This window comes from Thiohalorhabdus sp. Cl-TMA (assembly GCF_041821045.1).
Lineage (GTDB): Bacteria > Pseudomonadota > Gammaproteobacteria > Thiohalorhabdales > Thiohalorhabdaceae > Thiohalorhabdus > Thiohalorhabdus methylotropha.
Genome location: NZ_JBGUAW010000014.1, coordinates 18,286 through 35,234, shown reverse-complemented (window position 1 = coordinate 35,234; position 16,949 = coordinate 18,286). Strand labels below are relative to the sequence as shown.

Here is a 16,949-nt window from a genome sequence, read left to right as displayed (position 1 = left end):
AATCTGTGCCGCCCGGGGCCTCGGGGATTAAGGTCCACGCTACGGAGGGCCGGGGGCGCCGGATATGGCCCGGCGTCCGGGAAAGTTGGCCGATCGAGCGGAAGTGGATGGCGCCCGTCGGCGGGTTCGGGAGGCCCGGCATGCGTGCGGATATCGTTACCGAGGTGCTGCAAACGTTCCACCTGTCCGGCGCCATCTTCTTCGACGTGGATGCCTCCGCTCCGTGGGTCTCCGAGGCACCCCATGCCCGGCAGTTGGCTCCCTACGTCATGCCTGGTGCGCAGCACGTAATCGAATACCATGTAGTCACCGAGGGAACCTGTTGGGCCGCCCTGACGGAGTCCGGTACAGACCCCGTGCTGCTGGGGCCGGGAAGCGTAGTGGTGTTTCCCCACGGGGATCCGCACGTGCTGTCGAGCGCCCCAGGGATGCGGGCGAAGCCGAATCTGGAAGCCTTCCGTCGTCCGAACGGGGATGAGCGCCCGCCTTTCCATATTGAGCAGTACGGGGGCGGACGGGATCGGGTGGGTTTAATCTGCGGATTCCTCGGCTGGGAGGCTTTGCCCTTCAATCCCCTGATCGGGGCTTTGCCGCGGTGCCTGCACGTGGCCGACGCCTATACGGAGGAGGACGGCTGGCTGCGAACCTTGATTGCGGCCACCATCAAGGAGAGCCGGCAGAGGCGGGTTGGGGGAGGGGGCGTGCTTTCCCGGCTCAGTGAGCTGATTTTCATCGAGGCGGTGCGCCGCTATATAGAGGGTCTGCCGAGCGAATCCGCCGGCTGGTTCGCGGCGCTGTCCGTCCCCTCTATGCGGCGGGCCATCCATCGGCTGCATGGCGATCCGGCCCGCCATTGGACGCTTGCCGAGCTGGCCCGCGAGGTGGGCGTATCGCGCACCGTCCTGATCGAACGCTTCAATACCTACCTCGGCATGGCGCCCATGACCTATCTGGCCAAATGGCGCATGCAGGTGGCCGGTGGCATGCTGACCACCGGCTCCGTTCCCATAGCCCAGGTGGCGGCCGAGGTGGGATTCGATTCGGAGGCCTCCTTCAGCCGAGCCTTCAAACGGTCCACCGGCATGCCCCCGGCGAAATGGCGCCAGCAGAGGGTTGCTCGCGAGGTTTGGCACAACGAAGCTGCATGGAGCTAGGTCAAATTGACCTTGCCCCGCATGGTAAGAATGAGGATCCTTACTGCCTTCAGGCACGCAAGGCGCCGGAGGCCAACCGACCTCCAGCGCCTTGGTACCTACCGCGGTCACCTGCCAAAGCGATCGAGGTTCATGACCTTGGTCCAGGCCGCGACGAAGTCCCGGACGAATCTCTTCTTGCCGTCTTTGGCGGCGTAGACTTCGGCCACCGCGCGCAGCTCGGAGTTCGATCCGAAGATCAGGTCCACCGGCGTGGCGGTCCACTTCTGCTCGCCGCTGGCGCGGTCCCGGCCCGCATAGATGCCTGCCTGATCGGCCTTCGACCACGCCGTTTCCATGCTCAGCAGATTGACGAAGAAATCATTGGTCAAGGTGCCGGGCCGATCCGTGAGCACCCCGTGGTCGGCGCCGCCGGTGTTGGCGTCCAGGGCGCGCATGCCGCCCACCAGCGCGGTCATTTCCGGAACGGTCAGCGTCAGCAGGTCGGCCCGTTCCACCAGCATTTCGGTGGGCGAGCCGTAGGTGCCTTCGCCGTAGTAGTTGCGGAAGGCGTCGGCCTTCGGCTCGAGCACTGCGAACGACTCGACGTCGGTCATTTTCTGCGTGGCGTCGGTGCGTCCGGGCGTGAACGGCACCTCCACGGCATGCCCGGCATCCGCCGCGGCCTTTTCGATCGCGGCCGCGCCGCCGAGGACGATCACATCGGCCAGCGAAATCCGCTTGCCCTTGGCCTGGGACGCGTTGAAGTCGGCCTGGATGCCTTCGAGCGTCTCCAGCACCCGGGCCAGCTCCTGCGGGTCGTTGACCGCCCAGTCCTTCTGCGGATCGAGGCGGATGCGCGCACCATTGGCGCCGCCGCGCATGTCGCTGCCGCGATAACTGGCCGCCGAGGCCCAGGCCGTGCGGACCAGCTCGGGGACGGTCAGGCCGGATTCGAGAATCGTGGCCTTCAACCGCTCGATGTCGTCCGCGCGCACCAGATCGTGATTGGCCTCCGGAAGCGGATCCTGCCAAAGCAGCCTTTCCTCGGGCACGTCGTCGCCGAGGTAGCGCGCGTGCGGTCCCAGGTCCCGATGGGTGAGCTTGAACCAGGCGCGGGCGAATGCGTCCTCGAAGGCTTTCGGGTTTTCCAGGAAGTGCTTCGAGATCTTGCGATAGACCGGATCCTCTTTCAGCGACAGATCGGTCGTGAGCATGATCGGCGCGTGGCGCTTACCCTCGATATGCGCGTCGGGGACTGTATCGGCGGCGGCACCGTCGGCGGGAACCCACTGAACAGCCCCGCCGGGGCTACGGGTCTGCTCCCAGTCATGCTGGAACAGGTTTTCCAGGTACATCATCGTCCACCGCGTGGGCGCGGCGGTCCAGGCGCCTTCCAGTCCGCTGGTGATGGTGTCCTCCGCCTTGCCCTTGCCGCACTTGTTCTTCCAACCGAGGCCCTGGTCTTCGATCGGCGCCGCGGCCGGCTCGGGACCGACGCAGTCCTTCGGGCTTGCCGCGCCATGCACCTTTCCGAAGGTATGACCACCGGCAATCAGGGCGACGGTCTCCTCGTCGTCCATCGCCATGCGTCCGAAGCTCGCGCGGATCTGTTCGGCGGCCGCAACCGGGTCCGGGTTGCCGCCGGGGCCTTCGGGATTCACGTAGATCAGGCCCATTTGCGTGGCCGCGAGCGGCTTCTGCAATTTCCCCTTCTTGTCCAAGCGGTCCCGCCCGAGCATTTCGGTTTCCGGCCCCCAATAGACGAGGTCCGGCTCCCAGTCGTCGGTCCGCCCCCCGGCGAAGCCGAAGGTCTTGAAGCCCATGTCTTCCATGGCCACGGTGCCGGCCAGGACCATCAGGTCGGCCCAGGAGATCTTGCTGCCGTATTCCTGCTTGATGGGCCATAGCAGGCGGCGCGCCTTGTCGAGACTGGCGTTATCCGGCCAGCTATTGAGCGGATCGAAGCGCTGCTGGCCGCCGTCGGCGCCGCCGCGGCCGTCGGCCACGCGGTAGGTGCCGGCGCTGTGCCAGGCCATGCGGATGAACAGCGGACCATAGTGGCCCCAGTCGGCCGGCCACCAGTCCTGCGAGGTCCTCATCATTTTCCTGAGGTCGGCCTTGACCGCATCGAGATCCAGGCTCTGGAAGGCCTCGGCGTAGTCGAAGTCCGCCCCGTAGGGGTTGGATTCCGGCGAGTGCGCGCGTAGCGGCGCGAGGTTCAGCTGCTCGGGCCACCAGAACTGGTTGGTCCTCGGCTGATCCTGCGCGGCAACCGGGCCTGAAGGCACCGCCGTTGATAATGCGATCGCAAGTGCAATCGCCACTGAGGTGAATCCGGTAGTAATGGTTTTACGCATTGGCAGACGCCTCGGTCTGAAGGGGAAATGCCTTTCTCCTGTTGGGGGCTGGTTCGCGGTGGTCGCTGATTTAGAAGCAGTCTAAATCCGGACCAGATTTATTTCAGATGTATTCCCGGCCCGTGAAGAAGTCAAGCGGTTCATCGAAAAAAACGTAAGCGGTCACCTTCAAAGGACCCCGCATCCTCCCCGAGCGGGAAGGGAGCCGGCCCCGGCTTGGGGTGGCGCTGGACCGGTTTCCGGGGCAGTGGTATTGGTCCTTTTCAGGCATCCACCTTTTTGCGAGGAGCCATCATGGGCCTGGGGGTTCGCGAAGCACTGGAGTCGGACTGGCCGGCAATTGCGGAGGTGATCCTGGCGGCCTTTGGCCGGGAGGAAGGTCCGGAGATCGCGGGATTGGCCGCCGAGCTGTTGCAGGATCCCACCGCGCATCCGTCGCTGGCGCTGGTCGCCACCGCCAATGGGCGTGCCGTCGGCTACCTCCTGTTCACGAGCACCCGCATCAAGGACGCTCAGCAGGCGGCTCCTTCGGCTATCCTCGCGCCGCTCGCCGTACACCCCGATTACCAGGGCCAAGGTCTCGGCGGTCGGCTTATCGAGGAAGGCCTGGGGCAGCTCCGGGCCTCCGGCGTCGACTTGGTATTCGTGCTGGGCCATCCCGGCTATTACTCGAAGTTCGGCTTTTCTCCCGCCGGAGCCCGGGGGTTCGAAGCGCCGTATCGTATCCCCCCTGAAAATGCGGACGCCTGGATGGTTCAGGAGCTTCGTCCGGGAGCGATGGGGCGGATCAGTGGGCAAGTTGTCTGCGCTGACGCGCTCAATGCCCCGGAGCATTGGCAGGAGTGACCACACAAAATCCGGTCGCCCGCCCCTCAGCCGCCGCGGACCCCCGCCTCGATCCGTTCGCCGATCTCCTCGTCGATCTTGCGCCAGTACTCGAAGGCCCGCTCCAGAACGGGTCCGGAAACGCCATCCGAGAGGTGGCCGACCACGTTGGAGACGAGGCGGGCGCGCGCCTCGTCGTCCATCACCTCGCGCACCAGCTTGTGGGCCTGGCCGAAGTCGTCATCGTCGCGGCGCGGCGTGTAGGCGTGGCGGACGAGCTCGCCGCTGGCGCTCCAGGTGGCCGCCTCCGGATAGCGCTCCGGGTCCGCCGCCGGCCCGCCCTTGGTGTTGGGCGCGTACACCGGGTCGGATACCTTCCGTACCCGCATGGCGCCGTCCTTGCTGTAGCTGTGGACCGGAGACTTGGGCGCGTTGACCGGAATCTGCTTGTAGTTCACGCCGAGCCGTGCGCGGTGAGCGTCCGCGTAGGAGAACACCCGCGCCAGCAGCATCTTGTCGGGGCTGAATCCGGTGCCGGGAACCTGGTTGTTGGGCTCGAAGGCCGCCTGCTCGATCTCCGTATGGTAGTCGGTGGGGTTGCGGTCGAGGGTCAGCTTGCCCACCTCGGTCAGCGGGTAGTCCGCATGCGGCCATACCTTGGTCAGGTCGAAGGGATTGAGCCGGTAAGTCTCCGCCTCCTCGAAGGGCATGATCTGCATGTAGAGGGTCCAGCTCGGGCAGTCGCCCCGTTCGATGGCGTTGTAGAGGTCCCGCGTGTGGTAGTCGGCGTCGGAACCGGCCAGACTGTCGGCCTGCTCCTGGGTCAGGCACTTGATGCCCTGGTCGGTCTTGAAGTGGTACTTGACCCAGAATTTCTTTCCCTCGGCGTTGACCCACATGTAGGTGTGGCTGGAGTAGCCGTTCATGTGGCGCCAGGTCGCCGGTATGCCGCGATCACCCATGAGCCAGGTGACCTGATGGGCCGATTCCGGGGAAAGCGTCCAGAAGTCCCACTGCATGTCGTGGTCGCGCAGATTGGTGTCGGCGCGGCGCTTCTGCGAGCGGATGAAGTGCTGGAACTTCATCGGGTCGCGGACGAAGAAGACCGGGGTGTTGTTCCCCACCATGTCGAAGTTGCCTTCCTCGGTGTAGAACTTCACCGCGAAGCCGCGCGGGTCCCGCCAGGTATCGGGGCTGCCGCGCTCTCCGGCGACCGTGGAGAACCGCAGCACGACGTCGGTTTGGGCACCCGGCTGGAGGAAGGCCGCCTTGGTGTAGGCGCTGACGTCCTGGGTGACCTCGAAGCGGCCGAAGGCGCCGCCACCCTTGGCGTGGGGCTGACGTTCGGGGATCCGCTCCCGGTTGAAGTTGGCCATCTGCTCCATCAGGTAGTGATCGTGCATGACGATCGGGCCGTCCGGCCCCACGGTCAGGGACTGCTCATCGCTGGATACCGGGGCGCCGCCGTCGGTGGTGGTGGGCTTGCTTTCCTCATTCATCTTCAGGACCTCGTTGCATGGCATTTGTGCTCTGCCCGAGAGCAGTCCGTGTGCCGGGAGCCCGGTTCGGGCGCTCCGGCCGGCTTGGAACCGCTGCGCCCCCGGGGTCGGGGAATGGTCAAATGGGCGTGGGCTGCAGGCGGCCGGGAAGCGTCCGAACCTAAATGATTCGGCCTCCGGGAGCCTTACGGTGTTCCAGGGTCCGGGAACGCCCCAGGGGAGCGGACCGGATAAAACGGACGGATGGAGGCGGGTGGGAGTTGCGGGCTTCGGGCAACCGTTTCGGGATCCGGTGCTTCGTGGAGGTTGAGGCAGGCGAGCCTGCAGGCCCCTGCCAGGTCAGGAAGCGGGTGGGGGCAGGGCACTAAGGAAGGGGATTCAGGGCTCGGGCCGGCGCGACGCGGCAGCGCACGTTAAGCTCCGCTCCGGAGCCGGCCAGAGGTTCGCGCCGCCGACGGGGCTCCGGGCCATGGGTCCGGAGTGGAGTAAGGGGGGTTGATGCGGAGGGCATCAAGCAGTCAGCGGCGCGAAAAGCGGGGCCTCTTCTGCCGAGGAGTAAACGGGATGCTTATGGGCTGCGCTAAAGAACGCGCTCCCGGGAGATCAGCGCTCTTCCGGTGGCAGTGCCATCTTGCCCCATTTGGCGAGGGCGGCGCGCCGCTCGCGCGCGATGCGGCGGGTCTGTCCCACCATGTGCTTCAGCTCTTCCGCCGCCTCCAGGGAGTCCTCCACGGTCGCGGTTTTCCGGGCCTGACCCGGAGCGGAAGCGAATTGAGGCTTATGCGGCATATCGGATTCTTCGGACATATCGGTACCCTCACGCGCAGTGCGTACAATGGGCTGGAAAACCAGCACATGAGTAGCAACTTTAATGCACTCTAGAACCTCCCGGCAAGTTCGTAAAGAGTCGCTGTCCATCCCTCGCTGAGCGGCGCGCCATCGGTGGACGGCCCGGTGAATCGGGCTCGAGCCCGGCCAGCCCCTTGCCTTATTGACCGTCGCTCGAGGAATCGCCCTGGTCGCTGAACTTGACCAGGCGCGTCACCTGAATATCCGATATGAACACCACGCCGGAGTGCTCGTTAAAGAAGGGTGCGAACCCTTCCAGGATGGGCTCCACCATGTCCTCGGGGACGGCGGCGATGATCATGATCAGCACGTCGTCCTCGTTGAACATCAGGTGGCCTTCGTGGAAGCCGTGACTGCCCTTGCCCGAGAGGTTGTGCATGATGGTGTAGCCCTTCACCCCGGCCCGGTCGAGCAGGTCCGTAGCGAAGCCCTGATGCTCACCGCTCAGGATGATTTCGAGCTTCTTCAGGGAGCTGAAGTTGAGGTTATGCATTATGCACTCGTCTCCTCAAGGATTGGCTGACTGTCGGCGAATGGCTGGCTCAGCCATTCGCCGTCCTCATAAGTGGTCACGGTCCCGGTCTCGGGGTCGATGACGAGCAGCCGGATCCAGCCGTTGCGGACCAGCTGTTTGACGCTGATGACGCTCTCCACGGCGGCCTGCGCCTGTTCCAGCGGCGCCTCGATTACGGTGATGAGGCGCAGCGGCTGATGGTAGGGCCGGCCCTGGTCGAGCACCGTCTGGGACGGCAGGCCCGTGCGCAGGTCGCTGAGATTGCCGGTCATGACCCCGAACCGGCCGGCGACGTTATGATAGACCTTGCTGCCGCTGCCGAAGCGCTCATTGTCCACGGTGGAGAAATAGTGCTCCATGTTGATCCACTGACCCACCACGAGCGGTCCGGTCAGGATGGTCTCCAGCAGGCGGCGCTTGGGATCGATGCGGTAATCGTAGGAGTGCAGGAAGGCGCGCCCTTCCAGGGAAAGCTCCTGCGTAAGCGCCCTCCGGCCGATGATGAAGTAGGCGTTGCCGGACAGGCCCCATTCCGGGCGCACCTGCGACCAATCCATGGAGTTGCGCTGCGCCTCGCGGTAGGTATCCTCCGACTCGCCCTCCACGGCCGGGATCTTCAGGGTGGGCATGCGCTCCTGGGCGCAGCGCCGCGAAGCGGCCGTGAGGCCGTTGTGCAGCCGATCGAGGTAGGCCCCGTGCGAGCCGGGCAGGCGGTCCAGGTCGGCCAGCTCCAGCGCATCGGTGGTGGTGTCGTGCAGCGCGGCCACGAACCAGGCATCGTCGGGTATGTCGATCCCCTGCTCCCGGAGCTGGCGCCGCACTTCGGGCTTGTTCGCCATGTGCGCCAGCGCGCGGGCGTTCACCAGGCCGTGATTGCCGCCACAGGCGCCGCAATCGAGCGCCGATTCGTAGGGGTTGTTCTCCGAGGTGCTGCCGTGGCCCACCAGCAGGATGAACCGGGAGAACCCTTCGGTCAGCCCGATGGAGCGCAAGGCCTTGCCGACGAAGCCAACCTGCTCCTCGAGGGTGAAGCCGATGCGCCCCAACTGCTCCATCTGCAGCCGGGCGAAGGCGGGATCGATGCGGTAGACCTCGCGCAGGCGGTCGATGAAGGCCTGTTCCCCCCCGGCGTCCAGGCCGGCCGCTTCGGCAAGCTCGGTCGCCCGCTGCTGGTTGCCCATGGCGGCCTCGCGCAGCTCGCGCACCATGGTGTCCGTGATGCGCTCCGCAGCCAGGCTGAATTCCTGCTCCACCGCCTTGATGATCACCGAGCGCTGCACCGTGCGCACGATGGAGTCGGCCTGCTCGCGGCTCAGCTTGTCCAGCATCCAGTGGGTCGGCGGCTTCTCCTCGTGCAGGTGCTGCCGCCAGCGGTTGTAGTACTGGGGAATCAGCGTCTTGCCGACCATGTCCAGGCCGAACAGCAGGCCGATGGCCTCCACGGTGACGAAGGGGCTGACGACGGATTCCTTCAGCTCGTGCAGGGCCTTCTCCAGCGCGGTGACCGCGGCCGGGTCCTGCGGGGCCGAGACGGGCATTTCCAGCACCAGGTTCTTCGGCGTGAGCAGCACCGGGCACAACGGGATCTCGTTGCCCTTGCCGAGCTCCATGAAGCTGACCGGCACGCCGAAGAAGCCCGCGATGCCGAAGGTCTGGTAATCGCCGGCGCTCTCCAGGTGGCGACGGATCCGCTCCGAGCGGGTGTCGATGCAGAACAGCGCCTGGGCGAAGGGGCGTTTCTCCCGCGGCTCTGGAGGCGTCAGGTTGACCTCCCCCAGCAGCCGGTTGGTGGCGTGCGCTTCCATGGACCGCAGCCAGAGCATGCCTTCGCTGCGCTCGAATTCGTTCAGGGTATCCAGCAGCCGTCCCAGCGACTCTCCGGAAAGCGTGCCGAGCCCGCCTTCGCCTTCGGCGCGGCGGCCCAGCTCCCGCAGGCGCTCGGCCTGGCGGCGGGCCTCGTCATCCCGCTTGGCGCGGACATAGTCGGCGAAGACGGTCTCGATCCGGTCCGGTTTGCCGCGCGCCAGGGCCTTTTCCACCCGAAGTGCTTCCGCCGGCAGAATGGCCCCGCTGTGGAGCTCGTGCCGCAGATAGGTCTCCGCGGTCCGGGTCTCGATCGCCTGCTCGATGGCGCCGGTGGTCGTCGCCAGGCGCTTGTGCTTGCGCTCGCTCAGCAGGGCCAGCGCCAGGGTGAGGCGTACCGCGAGCATATCCACCAGGTCGCCGGGAAATTGCTCGCTCCAGTGATAGTGCGGCGCGTTCGAGCGCCAGCGAATGAAGCCGGCCCAGCCGTGCAGACGGGCGAGCTCGCGGGTGAAACAGCCCATCCAGCGCGACTCGGGAACCTCCAGCGCGCGCATGACCTGGGCGATCACCTCCTCCGGGCCGTTGGCCTCCGCCAGGATGCGCTCCACGTGGAGGCCGCGCAGGAACAGCCGGCCGTTGCGGATGGCAATCTGGCGCCAGGCCGCGAAAAAGCCTTCCTCGCGTCCCGGCATGCCCCAGACGGACTGCCCCTCGTCGAAGAAATCGAGGCAGCTCTTGATCACCAGCTCGTCCAGCTCGGCGCCGATGTCGGTACCGTAGAGCGCGTCCACCGCCTCGTAGAGCGGGCGCTCGCCCAGCAGCGCCGCGCGCAGCTCCCCGGTGACCGAGGCCGTTCCGGGCGCGGTCTCCGCCGTCGATGTGGAACCGTTCAGGGAGGCCAGTACATCTTCCGGCCCGGCCAGGGTCCGCTTCAGCGCCACGGACTGCTCGGTCTCCGTGAGCAGGGCCATGAGCCAGCGAGGCAGGTCGATCCCGGGTATGGGGTCGCGATCGGCGGCAAAGGCCTCCACCTCGTAGGCGAGCCGCTCGCGGTCCACTCGGCCCTCGGCGAGATAGCGCTGATAGCTGCGCCGCGGCAGGTAACCCCGGGCGTGAAACAGCTTCTCGCCTTGCTCCACGGCCTCGGGGAACGGGAGGTGCTCCAGGCCGTGCAGGGGGTTGTGGTGGATGAACGAGCGCATGGGCCAGAAGAAGGGAATGGGCTCCCCGGCCACGTAGACCGTGGTCCGGATCTTCAGCTTTTCACCCAGCGAGAGACTCATGGCAGGTCTCCTATCAGAAACAGGCCGCCGATGGTGAGCGCCATCAGGGCGGCGGCATAGGCCCAGGCGGATCCCGAGCCTAGATCGGCGGCTCGATACTCGGGCATGTCCGGATTCACCGGACCGACCACCAGGCCCTGGATCATGCGCGCTCCCGCCCAGCTCCAGAGCAGCCAGATGCCGAGGAGGGCGAAGCTCGCCGCGGGCATGGCGGGGGTGCTGGTGAGGAGCAGCGCCAGCATGGTGAAGAACGCCGGGAACAGCGGCAGCGCCACGCTGGCCAGCATGGCCCCCACCAGTACCCCGGACAAGCGCGGCAGGGTCTGGGCCAGCCCGCCGTACAGGCCGGTGTAGGCGGCGCCGAAGCGCTGCTCCAGCCCGCCCGTGAGCAGGGCCACCAGCGCCAGCGGCGCGCTCATCCCCAGGGCGTGCAGATGGGCGGAGCCGACGGCCGGCTCGCCGGGCCCGGCCAGCCAGAGCAGGGCCCAGAGCGAGGTGGCGAGGTAGGCGGTCCACTGCCCCAGCTCGCGCAGGGCGAGGGCGCGAAAGGCGTAGAGCGCCGAGGTCGCCAGCGCCAGGGGCAGCAGCCAGTCCGGGGGCGGTCCGTCCGCCGTCCGGATCAGCGCAATCCCGATCTGCGGCCAGGCCAGCAGGAGGGCGGCACGCAGAGCGGTGTTCCCGGCGCGCCCATACAAGGCGTTGAACGCCGCGCTGAACGGGAACAGGGGCAGGAACAGCGCGGCCAGGAGATAGCTCATAAGGGACATGTCAGACCCACCTCATCCAGACGTTGAGCCGGCCCGCTGCCGCCAGGATCGTGCGCGTCAGGCGGGTGTAGAGATCGGGCAGATAGAACTCCCGGGAGACCAGGGCATAGAAGCTCATCCAGACCCGGCGCGCATTGATCGGCCGTTGGCCGCCGTTCTGCTCCGCGTAATAGGTGAGCAGCCAGCCGAGCACGATCAGGGCGGTCGTGAGCCCGACGAACAGATCGAACCAGAACAGATCGACCTTCGCGGCTTCGTAGATCCCCGCGCGGAAGGCCGCGTCCGGATACAGGAACAGGTCGAAGGCGTGGCTGATCAGGGTGTAGCCGACCACCACCACCGCGAAGGAGAAGATGCTCATGGTGACTAGCCGCCACAGGTTCTGGGCGCCCATGCGGTAGGTGGCGAACAGAAGCTGCGCCCCGGTCACCCAGCCGAAGAACAGGAGCACGATGGCGCCCTGTTTCTGGAAGTAATGCTCGGAGACCATCCAGTGGGCCAGCACCAGGATCGAGACGGGAACGGCCAGCGTGATGGCGGCCATCAACAGCCAGGGCAGGCGGGTGCGGGTCGTTTGCCGCTCCACGACGAAGGCGTAGAGCGAATCCTTGGGCACGCCGTTCTCCTGGCGCGCGGCATGGATGGCGCGGCCCGAGCCGAGGAACAGGGTGCCCTTGAACAGGCCGTGCGCGATCAGGTGGTAGATGGCCAGGGAGAAGGCGCCGACGCCGCACTCCATGATCATGAAGCCCATCTGGCCCATGGTCGAATAGCCCAGCGACTTCTTGATGTCGTTCTGGGTCAGCATCAGCGCGGAGCCGATGACCGCGGTGATCAGGCCGACCACGAAGACCGCGTGCAGCACGACGTCGGTGTGAATGAACACGGGGGCGAAGCGGTTGATGAGGAAGCCGCCAGCGTTGACGATCCCCGCGTGCATCAGGGCGGAGACGGGAGTGGGTCCACCCATGGTATAGGGCAGCCAGGTATGAAGCAGGAACTGCGCCGAGCGCGCGAAGGCCGCCAGCGCCACCAGCCACCCGATCACCTCCGCCAGGGGCATTCCCAGGTAGGTGTGCGCGCCCGGGTTGGCCGACATGGCGGAGAAGATCTCCGGCAGCGACCAGGTTCCGAATGCGTGATACAGCAGGGCCGCCGCCAGCACCAGCGGAAGGTCGCCGATACGATAGGTGATCAGGGTCCAGAAGGCGTAGCGATAGGCGGAGGGGCTAGTGGTGTCCTGGCCGAGCAGGAAGTAGAGCAGGACGCCCACCAGATGCCAGGCCACCACCAGGGTCACCAGATCCCCGGCGGCAACCATGACGAGCAGTGCCGCGGTCATCAGGTCCAGCAGCACGAAAAAGCGGATATAGCCCGCCTCGTCCGCCATGTAGCGCAGGGAATAGACGTGGACGATCAGGCTGATCCCGGCGATCACCACCGCCATCAGGGTGCTCAGCGGGTCGAATAGCAGCACCCCCCAGCTGTGCCCCAGGGCCACCTGCTTGGAGTCCGCGCCGCTCAGGGCGAGTCCGAGCGTGACGGCGGCGAGCACGAAGGTCGCCACCACGAAGGCCACGCTCAAGCGCGCCCCGCCCCGGCCCAGGCGTGTGGACAGCAATTGGATCAGCCCGGCTGAAACGAGCGGCAAAGCCGCTACCACTGCAATGAGCCCTTCCATACCCCTGCCTCAAACCCCGTTGTACGGCATGGGGACCCCCCATGGACTGGAGTCGCTGACCAACATGCCGGATCGTATTGCTTGCTCGCGCTCCGCCGCTTGGCGTTGAACGGGCGGCTACGGTTTCAGCTGTCGCGGCTTAAGTCTACGAAGGGGGAGGGTTAGAGAAAAATCGATAAATCGAATGGATTCGATTGTATAAAGCCAATGCTGGGGCGGAGGTCCGTGGCGGGACCATGCACCGGGGCCCGCTTGGAGGCGTCGGGGGCTTGATAATTTCGCCGTTCAGGGTCACTCGATAGGAGCTCGCGCACGGCCGGATACAAAAAGGACGGCCCGCGCGGGGCCGTCCGAGGGGGAACGCCGGCCGTGATGCCTAGCTCTTGCGCTTGCGGCCCCGGGTAAGGCCCATTCCGGCCAGGCCCAGCCCGAGGAGTCCCAGGGTCGCCGGAGCGGGGACTTGATTCGCCTCGAGGGAGGCAACGCGGTAGTCGTCTCCCGAGCCTCCGGGGACCGTGGCGATCAGATACTGGTAGGAGTCCATGCCGGTTAGGTCCACCATGCTGTCTCCGCTGCCCGAGCCCAGGGAGGTGCTTACGCCGGTGAGGCAGCTCAGGCCGCCGGAGGTGCAGCCGGTAACGCTCGAGTCATTGGTGCCCCAGATCTCGAAGGCATCCGGCTCGCTCAGGATCCCTCCGGAAGCCGAGGCGATGGAGATGTTCTCGAATTGCATCATGGACCCGAAATCGAAGACGATGCCTTCGTCATCGCCGCGATTGTCGATCTGGTCTTCGTCGGGAAGGATCGTGCCGTCAGGGCCGTTGGGGTCGCTCAGGCTGCCGTCGAAGCTGTCGCTCAGATCCACCCCGAGCCCTTCCCCATCCTGGTTAAGGACCGGTTCGGGCGGTTCCTCCGTGTTGATCGCGTGGGCGGTTACCTGGGCGGTGCTGGTGATATCGTCGAATGTCTCCGTCTTGGAGAGGTCACCCCCCGCGCCTGTAAAGTCCCAGGTCAGCGTGGCCTGGGCGTTCCCTGCCAGCCCCAGGCCGGCGGAAAGCGCCAGGGCGCCTACGAGGCGTATTGCGGTATTGTCGGACATGCTCGCCCTCCTTGATTTGGCGAATTGTGTGCGGGCACCAGACCTTGGCCGTGGAGCCGACATGGGAGGCTTTCGATGACAAAGGGAAAGCTTCCTGTCTTCCTCCCTGTCGCAAGGAGCATGCCAGCGGTAAATGTCTGCGGTTTTGTCCAGATCCCAGAAAAGTGTGAAGAATTTCGTCGTTCTTTACTGTAAAGTTTTTCGACTGTTGCGGGGTGTGGGGCTTGCGCCTGAAACCTCGTATTCCCTTTTCGATGCGATGGGCAACTGGCAGTCACCGGCTGTATGCGCTGTCTTGCAGGGAGTACCGGAACCGGGGAAGGTGTAAAAATTTCCGACAATACTGCGGATAAAAAGGGCGGCTTGTGCCTCACTCGCAGAAGGCCGAGCTCGGCGAACGGTGAAACCGCCGTTGGGGGCCGTTGGAGGGAAGGCCCGAAAGGGGCAGCCCTGGAGGCCCACGACAGAAGTGGCTTGGGCCCCCGGCGGGGCACTCCACGTCAATTGTCTGCGGCGTCAAGGGCCCCTTGGTGGTTGTGATGGGGGCACCTTGTCGCCGAGATAGGGGACGGCTACTTCATGCAGGTTGCCACATCCCCTACATCCAGGAACGGCTGACAGCCGCAGACCACTGCCCCGGTTCTGGCGTAGGAGGCTTGGCAGTTACGCTTTTTTTCGGCAAGTCGCTTCTCTCTTTGGGCCTTGATCTCCGCTTTGCGGGCCCGGATCTTCGCCTGGCGTTGCCTTTCGTGCTTCCGCCGGAGTCGCTCTCGCCGGATCTCGGCCAGGCGCCGTTCTTCCTCGATCTGTTCTAGTTTCCGGTCTAGGTCGCGATCTACCTGGGCCATCCGTTTCTCGTAATAGTCGCCCTTGTCCCTGCGATCCGATCGGGCCCATTCCATGCACACCCGGTGTCGCCGTTCAGCCGCCCGCTCATGGGCCTCCCGTTCTTCCGCGGATTCGAAAGTGGGGTTTGCACTGAGACAAAATTGGCCACCCATATCCATGGGAATCTCGCAAGCGCATTTTTCCCACATCTTACTGTTATGCCGTTTCCAATCTGAGAAGGCAGAGGCGAGCTTCTTTTTCTCCGCCTCTTGGGTGGCGGTTTCTTCCTCGAGCTCTTCCACCTTTTCTTGCGTCGCCTCCATTGCGCGCTGGTGCTCTGTCTCCACCGCCTTTTCAGCTTCCTTTCGGGCCGGGTTGGAAACTTTTTCTCCGTCGGCGAACTTGACCGGCTTCAGGGATCCGGACTCGGTCTCCCCAGTGCCCCAACCAGTAGGCCGCCCGTTTTTGAACTTCCCGGAGAACAGAATATCTCCGGAGGGCGAATACAGAGTGCCATCGCTATTGTCATTCAGGACATCTCCAACAAACCTACGCCCATCCGGATAGGTAACCTCTCCCACCAGAGCGGGCTGTCCGTTGTCGCCGCGAACGGTCTTACCGGAAAAAGTGCGCCCATCACGCCATTCTATGGCCTTGGGGCCAACGGCGGAGCTTCCTTTCCCAGGAGGGGCATGAAGCTCTCCAGGGCCGAAGGCCGTCTGGACTGTTTTACTCCGGTAATAGCAACGGAAATATTCCCGGGTGCTTTCGGCAGCTTTGCCGCAAGTGGTGTGGATTAACTCCTTTTTGGCCAGTACGCTTTTCTGGGCTTTATAATGGGCAATCCAATACTCTCTCGGTAGCCCATCGAAATAGTCGTGGGAGAGGGAAAGAGTATCGCGTGCCCCTCGGGAAGCCGCCATTAGGGTCGCTTCCTTACCCTTTAGGAGCGTTCCGGGCGGGAGAGAACGGGAACTAAGCAGCTTTATCAGGTCAAACTTGGCAACCCCCTCATCATTTGTCCGCAAGTTGGCCAGCTTTTCCTGGTTCAGATAAAGGCTTACTTTATTGTTTGATCCCGGATACCATTTTGAAAAACTTACCTCTTTGCTCTCGGTAAAGGTTTGCCCGGGAACTCGACTCCGCTTGACCCGCCAGTCCATTTCCTTTTCATACAACAGCTCAAGACAACTGGCGGGATTGTCCATGACCAATATGCTTCCCGCCCAACAGAACGGCTGGGCGGGAAGGGCGATTATGATGGCCGCGGAAGGCTTGTAAGTTTCCGTTTCAATCCGTTCCCGCTTGACCTTGGCGAAATGCTTTGTTCGTGTCTGGGAATATTGGGTTTTCTTATCAAGCTTTACTCTGTTCTTCCGCAGGTTGACCTTGTAAGTGTCCCCTTGAGAGATGGGGTCACCCTTCTCCGTATGGAGGAAGCTTCCTTTTTCCATGCGGCTGGAGTCCACGTGGGTAGTGGAACAGCCAGCGAAGATGGCCATGAGGAGAAGCACCAAAAGGGGGCGTGCCATAGTGGTTACCTCGGACAATCAGGTGGGGTAGAGGGCGTTTCGTCAAGGCCTTGATCTATCACTTCAATGTACTTGTCTTGGAAGCTAGCTCGGTTCCCATGAGTGGTCGTGGCGACACGGGGCGGCTTGGGAGGGGACTTCGCTTCCATTCCCGCCTAGATTCGCCTACCCAAGCGTAAAATGGATTTTAGAGTAGCGGAAAAACAAGTGGTTGCCCACCTTTGTAGGTCGTGATGGTACCTTTGGCCGTTTTGCTGAGCGGCCCCTATCTTAGAATCCTCGTTGGTAGACTTGTTGCTGATCCGAACAGTGGCCTCCATATGGAGGGAAGAGGAAATCCACTTTTTATTTTTCTGCGAACTTGTCCAAAGTTGGAGGAGGAGACAGACTTCGGGTGCCACTGCTGTAGGACAGCGGCTGGTGGGGGCTTCCTGAGCAGGAAATAGATTGATCACGGAGCACAGGTTAAGGTGGCGGGAGGCGGTGGCCGCTGGGAAGGGGTCGAAGGGGCGAGACTTGTTGGTCGGGCTTTGGGCTTGGCGGAGCATGGGGGATAATCCCACTTGCCGGCATCTTAATGCTGTTTCCTGTCCCCGGTCTTGTGATGGCCGTGGAGAACCAGGAGTACCTCGCTTTCTTCAACCACCTGGGCTCCAAGGTGGTGCCCGGTAGCGATGACATGGAGAGTGCCTGGGCCTGGACGGATTCCTGTACCTACCGGAGCACCGACGGCGACGGGGACCGCAAGGCGCCCTACTGAACCTCCGGGGACT

The 16,949-nt window shown here is 64.4% G+C and carries 12 protein-coding genes; 3 read left to right on the top strand and 9 right to left on the bottom strand.

Annotated elements, in window-relative coordinates; genetic code table 11:
• Nucleotides 1-140 precede the first annotated feature (140 nt).
• Nucleotides 141-1,154 (top strand): AraC family transcriptional regulator, encoded by a 1,014-nt coding sequence (locus tag ACERLL_RS16670; protein WP_373657234.1) that lies wholly within the window; start codon nt 141-143, stop codon nt 1,152-1,154.
• 107 nt (nt 1,155-1,261) lie between these two features.
• Here ACERLL_RS16670 and katG read toward each other — a convergent pair whose 3' ends face one another.
• Nucleotides 1,262-3,493, bottom strand: coding sequence for a catalase/peroxidase HPI (gene katG / locus ACERLL_RS16665; protein ID WP_373657233.1), 2,232 nt, complete (start codon nt 3,491-3,493; stop codon nt 1,262-1,264).
• Between the two features lie 294 nt (nt 3,494-3,787).
• Here katG and ACERLL_RS16660 point away from each other — a divergent pair, with 294 nt between their 5' ends.
• A complete protein-coding gene (locus ACERLL_RS16660) occupies nt 3,788-4,339 on the top strand; it encodes a GNAT family N-acetyltransferase (protein ID WP_373657232.1) in 552 nt (183 codons plus the stop codon).
• Nucleotides 4,340-4,365: 26 nt separating this feature from the next.
• Here the strand turns inward: ACERLL_RS16660 and ACERLL_RS16655 are convergent, their stop codons facing one another.
• The 8 genes from ACERLL_RS16655 to ACERLL_RS16620 form a co-directional block, all read right to left on the bottom strand.
• Nucleotides 4,366-5,817 carry a catalase gene (locus tag ACERLL_RS16655; protein WP_373657231.1) on the bottom strand — a complete coding sequence of 484 codons (1,452 nt, stop codon included), beginning with the start codon at nt 5,815-5,817 and terminating at the stop codon, nt 4,366-4,368.
• Between the two features lie 603 nt (nt 5,818-6,420).
• Nucleotides 6,421-6,624 (bottom strand): hypothetical protein, encoded by a 204-nt coding sequence (locus ACERLL_RS16650; RefSeq protein WP_373657230.1) that lies wholly within the window; start codon nt 6,622-6,624, stop codon nt 6,421-6,423.
• 181 nt (nt 6,625-6,805) lie between these two features.
• Entirely contained in the window at nt 6,806-7,159 is a 354-nt protein-coding gene (locus tag ACERLL_RS16645; RefSeq protein WP_373657229.1) for a P-II family nitrogen regulator, read from the bottom strand.
• On the bottom strand, nt 7,159-10,269 hold the full coding sequence (locus tag ACERLL_RS16640; RefSeq protein WP_373657228.1) for a DUF2309 domain-containing protein: 3,111 nt from the start codon (nt 10,267-10,269) through the stop codon (nt 7,159-7,161). The genes ACERLL_RS16645 and ACERLL_RS16640 overlap by 1 nt, the downstream gene beginning before the upstream one ends.
• Nucleotides 10,266-11,036 carry a hypothetical protein gene (locus ACERLL_RS16635; RefSeq protein ID WP_373657227.1) on the bottom strand — a complete coding sequence of 257 codons (771 nt, stop codon included), beginning with the start codon at nt 11,034-11,036 and terminating at the stop codon, nt 10,266-10,268. Before ACERLL_RS16635 ends, ACERLL_RS16640 begins: the two co-directional genes overlap by 4 nt.
• A gap of 1 nt (nt 11,037) precedes the next feature.
• Nucleotides 11,038-12,717, bottom strand: a complete 1,680-nt coding sequence (locus ACERLL_RS16630; RefSeq protein ID WP_373657226.1) for an NADH-quinone oxidoreductase subunit 5 family protein — start codon at nt 12,715-12,717, stop codon at nt 11,038-11,040.
• Nucleotides 12,718-13,093: 376 nt separating this feature from the next.
• A complete protein-coding gene (locus ACERLL_RS16625) occupies nt 13,094-13,816 on the bottom strand; it encodes a PEP-CTERM sorting domain-containing protein (RefSeq protein WP_373657225.1) in 723 nt (240 codons plus the stop codon).
• Nucleotides 13,817-14,388: 572 nt separating this feature from the next.
• The gene (locus ACERLL_RS16620; protein ID WP_373657224.1) at nt 14,389-16,146 is read right to left on the bottom strand and encodes a hypothetical protein; all 1,758 of its coding nucleotides are present in this window, start codon (nt 16,144-16,146) and stop codon (nt 14,389-14,391) included.
• A gap of 607 nt (nt 16,147-16,753) precedes the next feature.
• On the opposite strand from ACERLL_RS16620, the gene ACERLL_RS16615 reads away from it, so the two are divergent.
• Entirely contained in the window at nt 16,754-16,936 is a 183-nt protein-coding gene (locus tag ACERLL_RS16615) for a hypothetical protein (protein WP_373657223.1), read from the top strand.
• Nucleotides 16,937-16,949 lie beyond the last annotated feature (13 nt).

Bases quoted from the DNA above. Each gene is read 5' to 3' on its own strand.
- ACERLL_RS16670 (WP_373657234.1), top strand. From the start codon at position 141: ATGCGTGCGGATATCGTTACCGAGGTGCTGCAAACGTTCCACCTGTCC.
- katG (WP_373657233.1), bottom strand. From the start codon at position 3,493: ATGCGTAAAACCATTACTACCGGATTCACCTCAGTGGCGATTGCACTT.
- ACERLL_RS16660 (WP_373657232.1), top strand. From the start codon at position 3,788: ATGGGCCTGGGGGTTCGCGAAGCACTGGAGTCGGACTGGCCGGCAATT.
- ACERLL_RS16655 (WP_373657231.1), bottom strand. From the start codon at position 5,817: ATGAATGAGGAAAGCAAGCCCACCACCACCGACGGCGGCGCCCCGGTA.
- ACERLL_RS16650 (WP_373657230.1), bottom strand. From the start codon at position 6,624: ATGTCCGAAGAATCCGATATGCCGCATAAGCCTCAATTCGCTTCCGCT.
- ACERLL_RS16645 (WP_373657229.1), bottom strand. From the start codon at position 7,159: ATGCATAACCTCAACTTCAGCTCCCTGAAGAAGCTCGAAATCATCCTG.
- ACERLL_RS16640 (WP_373657228.1), bottom strand. From the start codon at position 10,269: ATGAGTCTCTCGCTGGGTGAAAAGCTGAAGATCCGGACCACGGTCTAC.
- ACERLL_RS16635 (WP_373657227.1), bottom strand. From the start codon at position 11,036: ATGTCCCTTATGAGCTATCTCCTGGCCGCGCTGTTCCTGCCCCTGTTC.
- ACERLL_RS16630 (WP_373657226.1), bottom strand. From the start codon at position 12,717: ATGGAAGGGCTCATTGCAGTGGTAGCGGCTTTGCCGCTCGTTTCAGCC.
- ACERLL_RS16625 (WP_373657225.1), bottom strand. From the start codon at position 13,816: ATGTCCGACAATACCGCAATACGCCTCGTAGGCGCCCTGGCGCTTTCC.
- ACERLL_RS16620 (WP_373657224.1), bottom strand. From the start codon at position 16,146: ATGGCCATCTTCGCTGGCTGTTCCACTACCCACGTGGACTCCAGCCGC.
- ACERLL_RS16615 (WP_373657223.1), top strand. From the start codon at position 16,754: ATGCTGTTTCCTGTCCCCGGTCTTGTGATGGCCGTGGAGAACCAGGAG.